1 protein-coding gene (running past one end of the window) is annotated in these 18339 nt (G+C 70.7%); it reads left to right on the top strand.

Annotated features, from left to right (window positions below):
• Nucleotides 1-18339 carry the 3' portion of a UvrD-helicase domain-containing protein gene (locus OG413_RS41040; protein ID WP_266814798.1) on the top strand. 9486 nt of this gene lie to the left of the window's left edge, so 18339 of the gene's 27825 nt are visible here — the last part of the coding sequence; its start codon lies off the left edge, out of view; it ends in the stop codon at nt 18337-18339.

Genomic DNA, 18339 nt, shown 5'->3' with positions numbered 1-18339 from the left:
CGGCACGCCGTCATCGCCCTGTCCGCGCTGCTCGACCAGCCGCGCCCCGGTGCCACGCCGCAGGGCTGGGACGCCCTGCTGTCCCAGGTACTGGACATCACCCGGCTGCGGGCCGGAGAGGTCTCCGACCGGATGATGGGCTGGCAGGCCCTGGGCGATGTCGCAGAGGGCATGCGGCAGCGGTGGGCGGCCACGATGCTCACCGAGCCTGGTCTCGCCGCGGCCGCCGCCCGGCAGACCGGTGTGCTGCACCTGACGCGGCCTGAGCTGGATGCCGCGAATCCCCCCACCAGCCACGACGACTTCGCCTCCCGGCACACCTACGTCATCCGGCTCGCCCAGCGCGTCCTGGACGCGGGCGCCCTGCGCGCCGACGAGCGGCACAGCGAGCGGGTCCTGCGCCGGCTGCTTGAGACCCTGGTCGACGGACACGAAGACCTCTCGCAGGGCGTGTCCCCGGTACTGCCCGCCCTGTGCCACCAGATCGCAGGACGTGCCCAGCAGGTCTGGCACGAGCAGGCCGAAGAAGGAGAACTCGGCCACGGCGATCTGCTGACCACTCTGAACAGCACGGCGGCCCGGCACGCCGCTTTCACCCTGAGCCTGGTCGACGAGGCAGACCCGCAGCTCCAGCACGAGGTCGCCGCCCTCACCGAACAGGCCCGCGCCGACGAACAATTGCTGTCCACCATTCGCTACAGCGCCTCGTCCTCCGCCACGGTGCCCCAGGCACCGGCCCTGTGGGCGTGGCTGGAACAGCACAAGCAGGACATGTCTCCCCGCCTGCGGCGCGCCCTGCGCAGCGACATCGGCCAGATGGGCGACCTCGTCGGCCTCTTCGGCACCATGTGGCGCACCCTGCTCGACGCCGCCCCCGCCGCTGCGGCGCCGCAGCTGATCCCGCTGCCCGCCGCCGGCACCGAACTGCCCGGCGTATGGCAGCCGTGGGCCGAGGAGGTCGCCGAGATCGCCGACGCGGTCAGCAGCGACATCGACCTGCACCTGCGCCTTACCGGCAACCTCGGCGACGACGCGGACGACCTGGTCAGCAGCTTCACCGAAGGACACCTCGCCGCCGCCCAGGACGTCCTGCCCGCCGGGCTGCTCGAGTTGTACTTCGCCGAAGACAACGCGACCACCACCGCTGCCGACACCCTGCACACCTTCCTGCTCCGGGAAGCCACCGCGCGTCTGAACACCGCGACGATCCGCAACGACGCTCCCGCCCCCGGGGCGCCGGTCCCGGCTGCCGCGCTGGCCGCCTGGCACCTTCAGGACCCCCAAGGAATGGGAGAGGCGGAAGACCCGTACCCCGACCAGGCGGCCGCCCGCGCCGGAACACTGCAACTCCTGGCAGCGCTAGGTGAGTTCACCCGGACCTGGAGCGGGGCGCAGTACGCCAGCGAGAAGGCCCTCAAGACGATCGCCGACGAAACCGCCGCCGCACTGTGGCAGGACGCGACCGCCGAGCAGATCGGCACCCAGCCCGACGCCGCCCAGGGGTGCCGCACGCTCGTCGAACTCACCCACGCCTTCCAGCTCCGCCTCGAAGACGACGACATCAACGAACCCAGCATCAGCACACTGGCCTCGGCCGCCTACGAGCATGCTGCCCGCATGCACGCCACCACCGAAACCCTGGCCACCTCCCCACAGGAGCCCTGGCCGACCGGGGCCGAGGACGGCGAGCAGCAACGTGCCCGCACCCTCGCCCAGACCATCGACGCCCACCTGCCCGCCTCCCAGCTGATGCGCGCTGCCGGATCCGCGACCTGGGACCACGCCGTCACCTACACCGCACCCGAGCTGTACGCCCTCGCCCTGCGCACCGGCGTCGGCACCCCGGTCTGGGACAACGGAGTTCTCACCGTCACCGCTGGCGGCGAGGACGGCGAGCGGCGCGTGTTCACCCCGGTGGGCGAGGCGGCCGGCGACACCATGCGCATGAGGCTGCGCCGCCCCATCGGCGTCACGCTGGAAGAGCGTGCCCAGGCCTTCGAGACCACCGTCACCGAGCCGGTGACCACCGAGGCCGAACTCGACGCGGCGGGCGCGGCGCTCACCGCGCTGCACAAGGACGCGGTGCGCCACCTGCGCACCGTCCTTAACGACAACGAGCAGATCACCGCGCTCGAGGCGGCCCTGCCGTTCATCGGCGGTGCGAGCTCCTGGCAGCGGCAGGCAGGCGAGGCGCGGGAGTTGGCGAAGGCCGCCGCCCAGGCGATGCACACCGTCACGGAAGTGATCGGACGGCACAGCAGGCACCACACCGCGCAGCCCGCCCACCACGCCCTGCTCCTTCTGCAGCGGGCGGCGGACCGGCTCGGCGACCACCTGGTGCCGCAGCACCTCAGCGCCAGCGGCGAGACCTACCCGGCTGCGGACATGCAGCAGGACCATGACGGGATCACCGCACTCGCCTACCTCCTCGACCACCTGCCGTTCTCCGACCCCCTGCCGGCCGAAGCAGGCCGGGAACTGGAGGAGGCCCTGCGGCTGCGGGACGGGCACCGTGAGGTCGGCGGACTCGCCGGGGAGATGCACCGCCACCAACAGCTCGCGGACGCCGCCAAGACGGTGCTCAACCACAGCGGAGCCGACCGCGCCTTCTTCGCGCTGGCGCTGCACAACCTGGCACGCCACCACGTCGACCGGCTCACCCGCCATCTCGCCCTTCCCGCCGACGACGCCCACCGCGCACCCGTCACTGACACCCAGGCCGAGGTGGCGCCCGTCCCGCCCGGCGCCAAGCCCTACGCCGACGCCGCGGCGGGGCGCACCGCACAGGAAGACCTCCTGGAACTGGTGCGCGCTGCTGTCCTCGACGGCCGGCGGCCCCTGACGGCCGACCACGCGCCCATCGTGCTGGCCGCACTCATGCAGGCCCGCGACCACGGCACCGTCTACAGCGACCACGGCGCACTTACCGCGTTCGCTGAACAGGCACGAGGCCAGGCGCACCTCCACCGCCTCGATAAGGCCGACGGCGCCGACGCACTCGCGGCCGCGGCCCAGGCCGCCGCCGCGCACGCCGGGAATCTGGCCGCCAGCGCGCGGGACGCCGATCCTCGTCTGCACCTCGCGCTGCTCGAACTGCGCCGCCGGGCCGAGAAGGCCGGCGCGCTCGCGGCCCATGCCGAGCCCGGCGCCGAGCCGCAGGCAGCCCAGCAGGCCATGTCCGAGTGGCTGTACGGGAACGAGTGGCAGGAGGGGCTGCCCGCCGAGCAGATCACCCTGCTGACGGAGGTCATCACCCGCGGCGGGGGAGACGTCCTGAGCGGCGGGCCGCTCACCGCATGGTGGGAGGCGTTCAAGGCCACCCGGCCGGCCGCCGTCGCCACCGCACTGGACAGCGAGTTCCCCGGCGGAACGGTGCGCGGGTCGATCACCGCATTCCGCAACCGTCGCGTCCCGCTGCTGGACCAGATCGAACAGGTTCTGGCGCTGGACGCGGTACGTGAGAGGCTCTCCAGCCCGCATACCGACGACCTTGGTGCGGCGGCACTGCGCCGCCCGGCGCGCATCCTCGCCCGCGACGAGAAGCTGGACAGCCGCGCAGACGCCTACCGGGCCACCCTCGATGTGGCCCGGGCCGCCCGCTACATGGCCGAGCGCGCCGCATTCATGCAACTCCCGGCCGCCGACCAGGCGGTGATCGCCGCCCTGGCCGATACTGCACGGGACCAGGCAGCGGACTGGATCGCCTCTGCCGACGAGCACCGAATTTTCCCTGACGGTGCGCAGGCCCCGTTGTGCCCGCCGTCCCCGGCTACCGCGCCTATGGGCAGCGTTACCGCATCCGAGCGCCATATCGCACAGGTCCTGGACGACAGCGGGCTGGTGCCCGCGGCGTGGGGCGGCGGCGGATACACCCTGCGCCCGAACGTGGACGGCAGCGTCGCGATCACCATGACGATGCTTCCGTTCGAGGCACCCAACCGGCGCGATGAGCGCATCGGAAGCCTGCGAAGGCTGGGCTTCAGGCCCGTCACCGTTGCCGAGGACAACCCACGCAGTGCCCACCGCGGCGAGGCCCGTCAGGTCACCGTCACCGCGCCCCGCAGTCTGGACGCGGAACGTCATCAGCTCGCCGCCGAGGTCCGCGCCGTCCTGGACGCCCACCGCTCGCGCACCGAGACCTTCCAGGTGCACTTGGCCACCGAACGGGACTTCCCCGGCGCCGCCACCACCACAGCTGTCGTCGCGCGCGGGAGCTTCACCCTGGACTCCACTCTCCGGCGTGCCGGATACACCACCGAACGGCTCGCCGACCAGACCGTGGCGGTGCGCTGGCCGCAGGGCGCGGTGCCGATCGGCCCGAACACCCCTGCCCACGTCACCCGCCCTGCCGCGGTGCGCCTCGCCGCAGTCACCGCGGCCCTGCGCCCGGTCCACACCGAGCTCACCACCCTGCTGTCGGCCATACAGGACTCGCACCCCGGCCTCGTCAACCTCGACGAACTCGACGGCATGGGCGCGGAACTGGCCGTGCTCGATGAGGACTTCACCCTGGCCAGCAACCCTCCGGGCATCCTTGACGTGTCGCCGCGCCGCCACGCACTGGGGCGCACCAGTGTCTACGGCCTGCTCGACCTGCTCAAGAGGGACGGTGCGCGCCGCAACGAGGCTCTCGACCAGGCTCTGGTCGAGGTGCACGGGCAGGGGGCCGACCGCTTCGTCCATGGTCTCGCGGGCACCCTGCAGCGCCTGCTGCACGAGTACGCCAGCGGCCGGGACAACCTCACCCAGACCCGGCTCGCCGCCCCCTACAGCACGTGGGAGGAAGAACGGAGCCGCCTCGCGGCCCAGTCCACCCAGCCCCCCGCCCCCGCTCTCGCACCGGGACCGGAAATCTCCCCGACCACCCAGGCCCCGGCTGCGGACGTCCCGGCGCCGTCCGGCAACGCGGCGCGTACCGAACGCGATGCGGCCCCCGGACCGGCAGACGACCAGCAGAACAGCGTCCCGCCTGCCGCGGGCGGGGGCGCCGGACGTGACAACCCGCCGCCGCCCGCCCCCGGCGGCAACGATCAACCGGACCAGCCCGCCGAACAGCCCGGCCCCCAACCCGCCCCGGCCGAAGCCGCATCGACGCCGGCTCCTGTCTTCACCGCGCTCAAGGAGATCCGCGTTCCGCGCCGCGCCCTCAACCAGGCCGTACGGGACCTGGCCGCCACTGGCCACTTCAAGGCACGAGCCAGGCAGACGGGCCCCGAGACGCAACTGCGCCAGGCCCTGGACACCTTCAGGAACGTCTCCCTCAACAACCCCGGAGACTTCCACGCGGCCGTCGAAGGCATCGACGCAGCGGTCAGCGCCGTGCACCACGCCTGGGCGGATACCACGGTGCCGGGCGACGCCGCCCGCGCACTGGTCGCACTGGAGCAGGCCGCGAACACCTTCACCGGCTCCTGGCGGGCGACCGTCACCTCGGCGGCCTGGGACAGGCTCTTCCGCGGCACTCCCCGCCCCAGCCTTCCCGCACAGCCCGCCCCCATCGCAGCAGGCAGTCGCAGCCCGGCCGAACAGGACCGGCCGGAGGTCGTGGGCGCCGCCGTACCCGGCGTCACCCTGGCCGAGCAGCACGAGGCCATCCGCGCCATGATCAACGACTTCGGGACGCTGAACCCCGTTCCCAACCCCGCCGGGGCAGGACTGGCCGCATTCGTCCGCCGCATGCAGGACCCGGCCCAGATGGACGCGTGGCGCCAGGAACTGGTCGCCGCCGGAACCGGCATCTGGATCAACGCCCGTCACCGGAAACTGCACGGCATTTCGCGGCTGGACCCGGCCCCCGAAGGCATTCTGATCTCCACGCGGGGTAGTGCCGAGCGGCCCGTGACCAGCGTGGTGATGCGCTGGGAGGAGCTCCCCGCCTGGCTGAACCTCGGGCTGACCGAGCAAACGCGCGCCGCTCTCCTGGAAGCCGAAGAGGCCCTGGCCGCCGCCCCCGGCGACGGCCCGGCACGGGCGCGACTGGGAGACATCCAACTGACCATCTGGGACGCCCTGCAGGCCGCCGGCGCGCCCACTGGTGAGGCCCTCGCAGCCTCCTGGAACCGGTACAGCCCCGCCGGGGCGGAGCCGGACTCGCTGTTCGATGTGGACACCACCACGGTGGACACCCCCTACACCCGCCTTCAGGACTTCACCCGCGCCACCGCGGACCTCATCACCGACAGCTGGGCACTCATCGCCCACCCGGACTGGCCCGCCGACGACCCGCGCGCCCGGCAGTTGCACGAGGCGAGCGCAGCCGTTCGGGCCGCCACCTCCACCACCCCGACCGAAGCTGTCCGCGCGGTCCTGCTGCTGGCCCGGGCCATCCAGGACACTGACCTTCTCCAGGTCCTTGTACCACTGGATGTGAAGTACCTCTTCGAATCCTTCGCCGCCCGCGCCCGTCAACACGCTGACCGGTCGGCGGCCACCGCGTGGGGTACCCAGTGGCGCCAGGTGTTCCCCACCGCGGCCGAACCCTGGACTGAGGACCCGTTCCTCCTGCCCCGCCTCGGCTACCCGGACCCGCGCCCCACTGGCCCCCAGACGCAGGAGCCGCTGCACGCCTACGAGGCAGGCAGCAACCAGGCCTACGAGCAGATCACTCACCCCGGCCACCCCGACCGCCGGGCGTACGCAGTGGCCGGTGTCGAGGGGTTCACGGTGCTGGCCGCGCCGGACATCTTCCACGGCCCCGCCTACACCCTGCGCGCCCCCGACGACACGGTCGTGGCCACGCTCGTCAAGGAGGGGGAGAGCTGGCACACCGTGCTGGGGGAGCAGCTGCCCCACCCGGGCAACCCGGCGATCACCGTGCTGCCCCCACAGCCTCCGCAGCCCCACGGACAGGACAGCTTTCACCACGCAGTCCTGAACGCTCTGCGTGTCTGGGCCGAAGACCAGGCCATCGCGCTGCCCGGCCACCCCTCCTACCGCGACGCCATCCGCCTGTCGTGGGCCTTCGCCGAGCTCGAGCCGTTCACCGATGCGCTGCTCACTGCTGCCCTGCGCACCTGGCCCCTCACCCACACCCAGCAGCCAGCCCTCGATGGCGTCCTTCACGCACTGCACGCAGTGCACGCAGAGACGCGAGCCGAGCTGGACGACGCCCAGATCCGGGCCAAGGCCGACGCCATCGAACAACTCGCCCCTGCCGCACAGGCACTGCGCGTCCAGCTCGAAAACGAGCAACTGCATGGCAGCGACCTGTACGGGCTGATCCGCGTGCTCTCGGGCCGTGCTCTGGAGATGCCGGGGCGCCTGCGCGCCTTCGCCGACGAACGCACCATCCCCGCACCCGCGCCCGCGGCTGTCCCGTCGCCCCGAACGGCCGCCCCCGCACCGGAGGACGCCACGATCTCCACTCCCGCACCGGACGACGGACCGCCGATCACGGAAGGCGGTGAATGGGACCCCCAGTACCCCGTCCCCGAGACGATCGGCCAGCTGTGGCGTACCGCCCAGGCCCAGGGCTGGACCATGACCCGGAGCACCGACTCCGGTTTCGCCAGCCAGCGCCTCAACGTCGAGCTTGAAGCGCACACCGTGGTCGGCCTCCATCGGTTCAGTCTGGAGTGGCATCCGCGCAAGGGGCGGTTCGCCGCCGACAAGCAGCGGTCCTTCGCCCTGTGGCCCGACGGGCGCACCGGGCCGCGTGGCGGCACGACGCACCCCAGGGTCGAGGATGCCCTCCTGGCCATGCAGCGCTACGCAGCGATCCCCGCTCCTGTTCAGGAGAAGACCGAGGCACCTGCCGTACAGACGGTTGCGGCCGAGCGAGCAGCCACCCCCGCAGCTGTGCCCACGCAGCCGATGCTGGTCGAGGAGCCGGGCAGTGCACCCGCAGCGGACGAGAGCACCGCCATGCCGTTCGACGCGCTGGAAGTCGCAGGCATGCCCGGCTACTGGTGGCGGCTGGAGCCGCCGCGCGAAGGCTCCCGCGGCGACGTCGAGCACATCACCGTGGGCCACGGTGCCGAGCAGATCGGCCACGGGCACGGTCCCGTCGTCGGGGATGGCGCGGTCAAGTGGCGGATCACGGTCGGCGCCGACTACATGCCCGGCGAGCGCACCCCGTCCGCCAGCGCGAAGAAGATCGCCGAACGTCACCAGGCTCTGCAGGAGGCCGCTCTCGTCACCGGGCCCAGGCCTGCGGAAACCGTGTGGATCCATCACGAGCGGGACGACGGAAAGGAGACACGCACCTACGTATTCGGTGTCGCCGAGGGCGACAAGGATGCCCTGGCTGCTCTGGAAGCCGCAGACTTCATCCGTATGCGCAGCGTCGGCGCATGGGTCCAGAGCAAGGGCACCGGCCCCGAGACGCGGGCCTACAAGACCGGCCTGTTCGTCCGGCGCATGCTCAAGCACGGCCGCTCCATCGCCGTCCACTACAACCGTGACGGCGCGCCCGCCGACACCACCCTGCCCGAGCTTGACGACGCACGGCGCGGCGAGCTCGACGCCCTCCCCCAGGGGGAGCGCAGGGACTGGAGCCCGATCGAGTTCGAGACCGGGGACCAGGTCCTGCTCAAGGGCTCGCACCACTGGTGGCACACGGTCACCGATGTCCAGCCCAGGCAGCTGACCGTGGAGCTGGAGACCGTCGCCTACGCAGATGTCCTGGCCCGGCGCCGAGGCGAGGAGCTGCTCACCGCCGCCGACCCGGTCGGTGAGATCACCACGGCCCGCCCCGGCAGCGTCGGCCTGGTCGGCGAATCCCCCGAGATCCTCGAAGCCGAACATGCCCGGCTGGAACTGCCGTTGGCCGATGCCGCGCACGCTCCCTTCGTCGAAGCCCGCCGCAGGCAGATCGCCACCGAGCGGGAACGGGTGTCGGGCGGCCTCGCCCGCAGGGAGAAGCGTCGTGCCCAGTTGCAGGCAATCCTCGGCAAGCAGAAGGAGCTCAAGAAACTGAGCGGCCGACTCGTGCGCAACGAGGTCGGCGAGCTGCTCGGGGCTGTCGTCAGCCGGGACAAGATGCCCGACCCACCCCAGACCCGGAAACAGAGCCGGAAGTGGATCTTCGTCGACGTGGACGGCAACGCCATAGGCGAGCTGGACCGCAAGGGCGACGCGGAAAAGTACGCGATCAACCGCGAAGATCACCTTCACGCGGTCGCCCCCCTGGGCTGGCGAGGCGATGCCTGGAAGCAGATCGCACCCGGAGTATCCGTGCGCCTGCCCGCACCGCAGGGACCTCGACTCACGCAGGAGAGCTGGACCCCGGCATTCACCGTGACCAGCACCAACAGGGACGCCGACGGCTCGGTGACGGTGGACGGAACCCACCAGGGCACCCCCGTCAGCTACCACCTGAGCGCGGAGGAGGCCAAGACCCGGCCCCTGAGGGAGGCCGTAGGCGAGCACGCCCTGCTCCCCGAGACCGTCGTCACCCGCGCGGCAAGGCCCGCCCTGCTCACCGCACTGGCCCACCCCACCGGCAACGGCGTCTCCTACCCGATCTTCGGCGACAGCGAGCTGATGCGCAGCATCCAGGCCGTCAACGCCGGCGCCACGGCGATCAAGAGCCGGCCGACATCGGTGGCCAAGCTCCGTGAACAGATCCTCACGGCGCGCGATGCCCTTGCCCGTCTGGCTGAGGTGGCGAGCGCGGACGGCGTGGACGTGATGCCCGAGCGGGCCCGCGCCGCGGTCGAGGTGATGGAGTACTGGGCTGCGCAGCTCGGGGACCTCGCTCCTGCCGCCGCGCGCCTGACGGCGGCAGCAGTGCCGACAACCGACCTCCAGAGGCCCGTTGACACATCCACTGCCGAGCCGACCCCCACCGCAGCACCGGCCCCCGCACCGGAGGCCCAGAGCGATGCAACGGGCGGCAGGCCCTGGACGAAGATGAGCCGAGAGGACTTCGACAGCGCCCCCCAAGCAGCCGCACCGGACAGCGAGGCTCTGCTGGAGGACCAGCTGGACCTCGACAGCTCCCAGGACCGTCCGCAGGACAGCCCGGTCTCGATCCACGACGCTATGCGGCTCGGCGGCACGGAGGTGGCCCGTGCCCTGCTCGCACGGGCCACCACCGGGGAGCCGGTAGCCGACGGAGCATTCCTGCGTGCCCCCGTTCTTCTGGACGCCGAGGCCGTCGGCTCCGTCGTCACCCGCCCCGACGACAAGTACGCCGCCACCACCATCGAGAACCAGACGTCGCGGCAACCGTTCGAGACCATGTCCGGCGCGGTCGCTCAGGTCGTCCAGGCCTACGACGATTGGGTAGCAACCGGTGAGGAGCGCCACGCGCGTGCCCGCGAATTCGGGTTCGACCAGATGTCTGCCGTACCCGAGGGCGAACTGCCCGAGAACGCAACCCCGGTGCCCGACCGCCCCGGATACCACCAGGTCAGCGTCTTTCCCGGCACCGTGGTGTACGGGCCGGGCAACCGGAAGATCGGCTCGGTCGAGAGCCGCACCTACAACCAGGGCAAGCACAAGACGCTTTACGGCAACGACCGCCCCATCCGGGGCGAGAACACCATCGAGAGCTCCGTACGTCACCTCGTGGAAGTGCACGCCGAACTCAACGACGTCCCGAACCGCAACTCCCTGTTGAACAACTTGCCGGCACGCGACGTGTGGATCGAGCACCACCGCAACCACACCAACGTGTGGAACGCCAGCGACCGAGAGCATCGCTTTGCACTCGAAGTCGCTGGCGGACCCCGCGGCTTCAACCCGCGCAACCAGGACATGGCACGGCTCCAGCACGGTCGGTACCTGCATGCGATGCCGAAGAACCTGACGTACGAGACCCGCACCGAGAAGGTCAACGCGCTGGTGGCGCTTATGGCGGCACGCGGACTCGAGATACCCGTCTTCGAGAGCCTGGAGGCCAAGCAGGCTGCTGCAGCCCAGGGCACCACCGCGCCCATGGAGACGGCGATTGAGAGGGCGCCGGAGGCTGTCCAAACCCCGACCGGCGAGCCTGAGCCTTCCCAGGACGCCGCCCCCGAGGAGCCGACAGCGGCAGAGCCCACTGCGTCCGTGGCCCGCCCGCACGTCGCCCCGGCCGAGGACGGTACTGCACCGGCTGAAACGCCCGTGCCGGTGCTCACCGAGCTCGCCACAGTGCTGGTGGCCGACCCGGAGGCAGGACAGCACTGGGAGGAATCCAACCCGCGCCCCTCCCAGCGCCTGGCCGTCTTCCGCGACGCGGACCTGCGCACCAATGTGATCGTCACCGGCACCGAGCCGGGGGAGGGTGACGCCGAGCTGCGGGAGTGGCTCAAGAGCCAGCACTTCGGCTACCAGGGAGAAGGACGCTGGGAGTCAAACGAGGGTGGGTGGCGCAACCATCCGAAGACGGCAGTCATCGCGAGCCGCCTGGAGAAGACCGCTCTGACCCGGATCCAGGCCCTTGACACCGTCTGGCAGCAGACGCGGGACCGGCTCGGACAGGCGCTGACCCTGGAACTGCGCGCCCAGTACGAGCAGACGGCCCGGGAGGCCGAGGACTACCCGCTCACCGCCCAGCAGCGCGCCATCGTCGTGGCCGCCCAGAACGGCCTCAACGTGGCCGTCCAGGCCCTGGCCGGCACTGGCAAGACCAGCACGATGGTCGCCCTGGCCCGCCGGATGCTGAACCGGCGCATCACGTACCTCGCCTTCAACTCGGCCAACGCCGGGGACGCGCGGAAGAAATTCGCGGGTCTGCGGCACGTCAGCGTCTCCACCGCCCACTCCCTCGCGGCCCGCGACCTGCGCTCCACCGACCTCGCGCAGAAAGTCTCGGACGGACAGCAGGACGGCGGGGTGGGCACCAACGCGAACGCCGACTGGGCGGAGCTTCTCGGGGTGCGCTCGCATCCCCACATCGACGGCGGCGACGAACTGGCGCCTGAAGACATCGTCGTCCTGGTCAAGGAGGCCATCAAGAACTTCCGCAACAGCGATGCCGAGCTGATCGGCCCGGAGCACGTGCCCGACATCGAGCACCCCCTGCTCGATGTCGCGGCCCGACCCAGCCGTCTGCGCCGAGAGGTGCTCGGCTACGCGCGGGAGGCATGGGCCGACAAGACCGACCCGGAATCGCGGGAGCTGAACTTCCACCACGACGACTACCTCAAGCTCTGGGCGCTCTCGCGTCCGAAGATCCACGCGGACACGATCGTCTTCGACGAGGCACAGGACATCAATCCGGTGCTGCGCAAGGTCGTGTTCGACAACATGCGCCCCGCCCAGGGCGCGGCCGCGCAGGTCGTCATCGTCGGCGACCCCAACCAGGCGATCTACGGCTTCCGCGGCGCAGAGAACGCACTCGAGGACTGGCCGGCCGACATCGAACTCCCGCTCAACAAGAGCTGGCGGTTTGGCCCCGAGGTCGCCGACATCGCGAACGTGTTCCTCAAGCTGCTCGACTCTCCGTACCTGATGGAGGGCAACGACGCGATCGCCACGCCCATCGGACCCATCGACACCCCCAACGCCGTCCTGGGCCGCAACAACACCGGCGTGGTCGCCGCCGTCCTGGCCGCCCTGGAGGACGGCCGCTCCGTCCACATGGTCGGCGGCGGCGACGAACTGCAGCGCATGGCCGAGGGCGCCAAGGAACTCCAAGAGAAAAGCAAGACGCGCAAGCACCCCGAGCTGGTTCCCTTCCGGTCCTGGCAGCAGGTCCAGCGCTACGTCGACAAGCACGACAGTGCCAAGCAGCTCAAGTCGTTCGTGCGCCTGGTCGACGAGCACGGAGCCGACACGCTCATCGACATGGTCGGCCAGCTCACCGAGAACGCCGACGAGGCCGACCTCATCGTGTCCACCGCCCACAAGTCCAAGGGACTTGAGTGGCACCTGGTCCAGATCGGCACCGACTTCCGCGGACCCAAGACCAGCACCGATCCCGGCCAGCCCGTCGAACTGCCCGAAGATGAGGAACTGCGCCTGGCCTACGTCGCCGCCACCCGCGGTATGCGCGGACTCGACCTCGGATCCCTGCAGTACATCGAGGACCTGCGCGTCCTCGCCGAAGAGCGCCACGCTTCCCGAGGAGCCGCGATGACCGACGGCGTGCCCTCGCCGACCCCGCAGACCCCCGCGGCGCAGGACGTGCCCGCTGAGCCCGCTGTTGGCGCATTGGAGCCCGACGCGACGGAGCTGACTTCGTCCCCAGAAGGACCCGCGCCCGGACCGGTGGTTCCTGAGCGTTCCGCCTTCGCGGTGTTGAAGCCGGGCGAGGCCAGCGCCCTCGCTGCGGCCGACGGCACCTTGTGGTGGGGAGGCAAGGCAGCGAGTCGCAAGAACCCGATCAAGGAACCGGTCCTCGTCCGACTCCAGTTCGGGCGGAACGGCGTCGTCGACGTCGAAGAGGTCGCCACCGGCAAGAACATCGAACGCATCCGTACGGGGACGCCGCTTTTCGCCGCACCGGCGACGGCCGCTCCGCAGGCGGAGCCGCAAACGCGGGCCGCCGGTCACGAAGCGGCCCCTGAGCCCGTCGAGGAGAGCGCACCCGACGCGCAGGGCGACGTGTCCGGTACTGCGCCGGAAGTGACACCGGAGGCCGAACCCGCAGCCACGACGGTGCAGCCGCCTGCCGTGGAAGACCCGCCGTTCAAGGTCCGGGCCCGGGCAACCGATACCGGCCGCCGCTGGGCCGTGCTGGACGCCACCGGCGACATCGTCTGGATCCGCCGCCAAGGCGAAGCCTCCCTCGAAGCCCTCTTCGCGGACAAGGAAGAGGCCGAACGCACCCGCGACAGCCTCACCCTCGCCCCCGACCTGCGCGCCGCCGCGCCCGAACCGAGCACCGCAGAGGTGCAGCCTCACCGGCCGGGCCCCGCCCTGGCACCGGTCCTCGGCACGGTCATCGCCAAGGACAGCCGCGGCACCGACCAGCTCGTGAAGGTCCAGGTCGACGACGGCACCGGCACACAGATCTACGTGGCCTGGAACCCCGTCGGCGGCGACCAGGTGCAGCTCCAGCAGACCGTGTACCTCTCCGGCGCCCTGGGTGCAAAGCGCCCCTTCAACGGACGGATCGAAACGGCCGTCGAGGGCGGCACCGTGGAAGGCGAAGCCGCCCGCCACGACCGCCACAACCGCACCCATCCCGCCCCCCAGGGGTGGACGGCCGCCGACCCGAGCGCCCAACCCGACATCGAGGTCGGCCAGCAGGTCCGCATTCTCGATCCGCACCACCCCGCACACGCCGCCACGGGCCGCCAACAGGGGCCGCAGCAGCTCTACAGCACGGTCACCGTGGAGCTGGCCGACGCCGACTCGTACGCCGGCACCAGCGCGGACGGCCGCGTACTGGTCTTCACCCACAGCCAGGTCGTCGCGGTGCCGGGCACGGCTGCCCCGCAGCCGCAGCAGACCGCCCCGGCCCCGGCGCCAGCCGCAGAGCAGGACCTCGCCGCACGTGACGTCTCGCCTTCCCTCCTCACCAAGCTCAGGGACGACTTCTCCTGGGCCCAGCGGGCCGGCCGGTGGACGATCGCCGACCTTGAGCCGCGCCCTGACGGCTCCCTGGTCGACGTCCTGCTGCGCAAGAGCGGTGAGTGGGTTCAGGCCGTGGAGGTCGGGCCCCACACTCTGCGGGACGAGCGCGGCCACTTCCACGGGCTCGACGAGGTGGTGGCCTGGCGGGACGCCACTCAGCTCGTGACCCTCCTGGACCGCCGCGAGCGAGCACCGAGCCCCGGCGCGGCAGCCCCCGTTCTCGTGCAGGACCGAACACCCAAGCCCCCGCTGTTCTCCAGCCCGCCGCAGAGCATGGCATCCGCCCAGCTCGAAAGCCGGGCCAGCGCCCTGGACCAGTGGCTCAACGCGTACGCGGCACAGGGCGACACCAATGCCAGTGTCCGCGCCGTCGAACAGCGCGACACGCTGCGCGCAGAGCTGGAGCAGCGCCGCCTGCGCCGGACCGACGCCGAACAGCTCGGCGGCACAGACGGCTTCCGCCAGGATCTGGACGCCCTCACCCTGGAGACCGCCGACCCCAGCGGCGCCCAAGGCGTTCTGCGCAACGGCACTCGCCTGGGCACCGTCGTGGCGAGCGCCGAGGGCTACTACTTCGTCCCCGACGGCCAGTTGGCCCTGGGCGAGGGCACCCCTTACGCCAGCCCCGAGGGAGCCGCGGTCGCGCTCAGCCGCTTCCTGGCCGGTGTCCCCGAGAACCAGCCCCTCCGCCAGCCCGCAGGACCCGCATCGATACCGGCCCCGCGCTTCGTCCTCACCGATGAGGACAAGTTCGTCCATACCGCTGAGGGCGTGATCGCCCGCACAGCGGACGGGAAGCGGATCCCCACCGGGGCCGATTCCAACATGCTGCTCAAGGCCCATTTGAGCAGCGTCGTCCACCACAAGGCGGACCCGGACCAGCGCAGCCAAGAGTTCATCGTCAATTTCTGCCGCAAGCACGGAAAGGACGAGGCCGGAACCCACCTGAGTTCCGGAGGCCGGCTTGCGATCATCACCGTTGCCCCTGAGCGCTACGAAGTCCGGACCCCGGATCGGCTCACCGAGATATTTGGCCCCTGGGGCAACCAGATCAAGACGCGGGCGCGGGCCAACCAGATCGCGGACGCGGTGGAAAGCATCCGCGACGCGCAGGGCTTCCCCTTCCCCTGGGACATGCCCAATCCCACCCGCCGGGGCCTGCCCATAAAGGCTTTCCACTGGAGGGACCAGCACGGCCACGACATCAAGCAGGCGATCCTGCACGCCCTGGTCACCCAGGGCCTCGACGAGCGGGATCGGCGCTACGCCAAGGAATACTTCCAGAGCACCGGCCGCAGGCTGACCGCGCCCACCTCCCAGGCCACGCCCCGGCCCACGCCCCAACCGGCCGACCCCTCCATGCCGGCACCAGGCGACTTCGTGATCACCAACGTCAAGAAGGTGCTCGGCGAGGTGGCCGCAGCGGACGGCACCTTCTGGTGGAAGGGTGAAGTCAACAACCCCCAAGCGACCCAGCTTCGCTCAAACCTCGACCCTCTCGAGGTGCCGATTCTGGTGCGGATCGAGGAATCCCCGGATGAGAAGGGCGCGAGCATCGGGTGGGTCCGAGTCCTGGACGCAGCCACCGGCAACGAGATACAGAACACCCGCTCCACCAGCCACATCCTGGTGGCCACACCTCTCGCATCCGCGGCACCGGCGGGGCAGCGCGACGCGACTCAGCGCCGCTTCGTCTCCCTCGGCCAAGTCCGCACCCACCTGATCTCCGCGAAGATTCCCGGACTGAGCCCTGGGCGCCGCACCGAGATCCGCAAGATCGCCCAAGACCGCGAACTCGTGGAGCTCACCGACGACGGCCAGTTCGCCATACGCCGGACCGGCGACACCTTCGAGGTGATTCCCGCTGGCAGTGGCCTGCCCTTCGACGGGCTGCTGCCCGACCTCTACCTCACCTCCGAGACCTCCCGCGACCTCGCCGTCACCCCCCAGCCGCTGGAGGGCCTGTCCTCGCTGGAGGAAGCGCGAGCCTTCGCGGGCCGGCTCACCGAACTGGAGACCACCAGCGGTACGCCGATCGACTGGAGCGACCCCCAGCTGGGAACCCGGCTCAGCGCTGCGGACTTCATCCACTTCAACCACACGATCCTTGAGGAACGCGCCCACCACGACCGCGCGAACGACTACGCCAACTCTCCCAGCGACGCCATGTGGCAGCTCTTCGAGGAGCAGCCCCAGCGACCCGACCAGAGTGACGACACCCTTCGCTGGGCAGACACGCTCACGCCCGGCGACTGGGTCTGGCTGGGCATCAACGACGAGAACAGGGCCTGGGAAGTCATCCAGCGCACCGACACCCAGTTCGGCACGGTTGCCATCACTCTGGACGACGACGAAACCTGGCACCTGCCCCGCAACTTGTCCGTCCGGCACCCAGGTAGCGACATCGTCCTCGACGACGACGGCGAGCCCATCGGGCTGCGGCTGGAGGCCGAGCACGTCCTCAACGACGACGTCATCGAATTCGACCTCGCTCCCGACGGCACCCCGATCGCTCCGACCGGCGCCGCCGGAACGGCCGCGGCCGACACCATCCGCATCCGCGGCCGCGCCCTGGTGACTCACAACCACCCCCACGGCGGTGGCGAGCGCACTTACCTGATGGATGCCACGATCGTGAACGGCGCGGACATCCAACCGGCGTCCGTCGAGTTGGTTGCAACCGCCTTCGCACTACCCGAGCACGTCTACCGGCTATCCCTGCGCGCACCACTCACACCACAGGAGGCACAACCGCAACCCACCGCCCGGGCCCGGACGGTCGACACGCCAAAGCCCGAGGAAGACCGCGAATTTGTGGAGGACCTTGGCATTCGCTTCCCGATCCACTACGCCGGCGAACTCGAGCTCCTCGCCGAACTCAAAGCGGAACTGGAACCGGAGCTGGAAGCGGAGCTGGAAGCGGACCCCGACCTCGAGCTGGACATCGAATCGGAGCTCGAAGCAGATCTGGAAGGGGCGTCCGAACTTGGCACAATCGCCGATCCGGACGTCGATCTCGAGCCCGAGGAGTTGGAGCCGGAGGACGACCCGGAGATCGAAGCCGACGTCGCGCCGGGGTCCGAAAACGAAGCGGACGCTGACCCGGACGAGGGCCCCGAACTGCCGGAGGACGCAGCGCCGCAGAACGTGACGGCGCTTCCGACCCGGTTGTCCGAGGGCGAGGAACTGCGCCTGAGCCTGCTGCGCCTGCTCACCGCGCCAGACGCCCCCACTGCCCCCACCGAACACGCTGTCCTTGACGACGTCCCGCTCTACGTGCGGGTAGCGCACAGTCCCCGGCACGGCCGAGTCGTCCAATTCGGATTCGATCCCACCGCGAAACGTGCAGCCGCACAGTTCACCGCTGCGGAACTCGAAGGCGCCACCGGGGAACAGGTGCTGCGCGGCGTGCTGGCACGACGTCCCCAGCCCCAGCCTGCGGATTCCGGACCACTCGTCCCGGACCGCCTGCGTGAGGACCTCCTGAAGCTCATGGACAACCCGGCCGCACCTCGGGTGCCCACCTTCCAGCGCAAGATGAGCGCCTTGAACCTGTACGTGGCAGTCACGGGGCACCCGGAGCACGGGAGCGTGCTGCGCTTCGGCTTCGATTCCCAGACCGCGCCCGTCGGCCTGTTCACCCGAGACGACCTCCAGGGCGCCCCCAGTGACAAGGTCGTCCAGCTCGTGGAGCGCTACGGCGAAACCTTCGTGCAGGAGCGTATAGACGCCGAGCGAGCGCGCCGCGTCCGCGACCGTGTCAAGGCCGCGGCCCGGGAACGCCAGTCGCCACGCCTGCCGACCGCGGCACCTTCCGGACAGATGCGTCAGCCGCGTCCGGACGACCACGGACGACAGTCGGCCCCGGCTTCGACCCCGAACCGGTGA

This window comes from Streptomyces sp. NBC_01433, assembly GCF_026340105.1.
GTDB lineage: Bacteria > Actinomycetota > Actinomycetes > Streptomycetales > Streptomycetaceae > Streptomyces.
The sequence above is the reverse complement of the archived record's forward strand: the minus strand, read 5'-3'. Positions and strand labels throughout refer to the sequence as shown.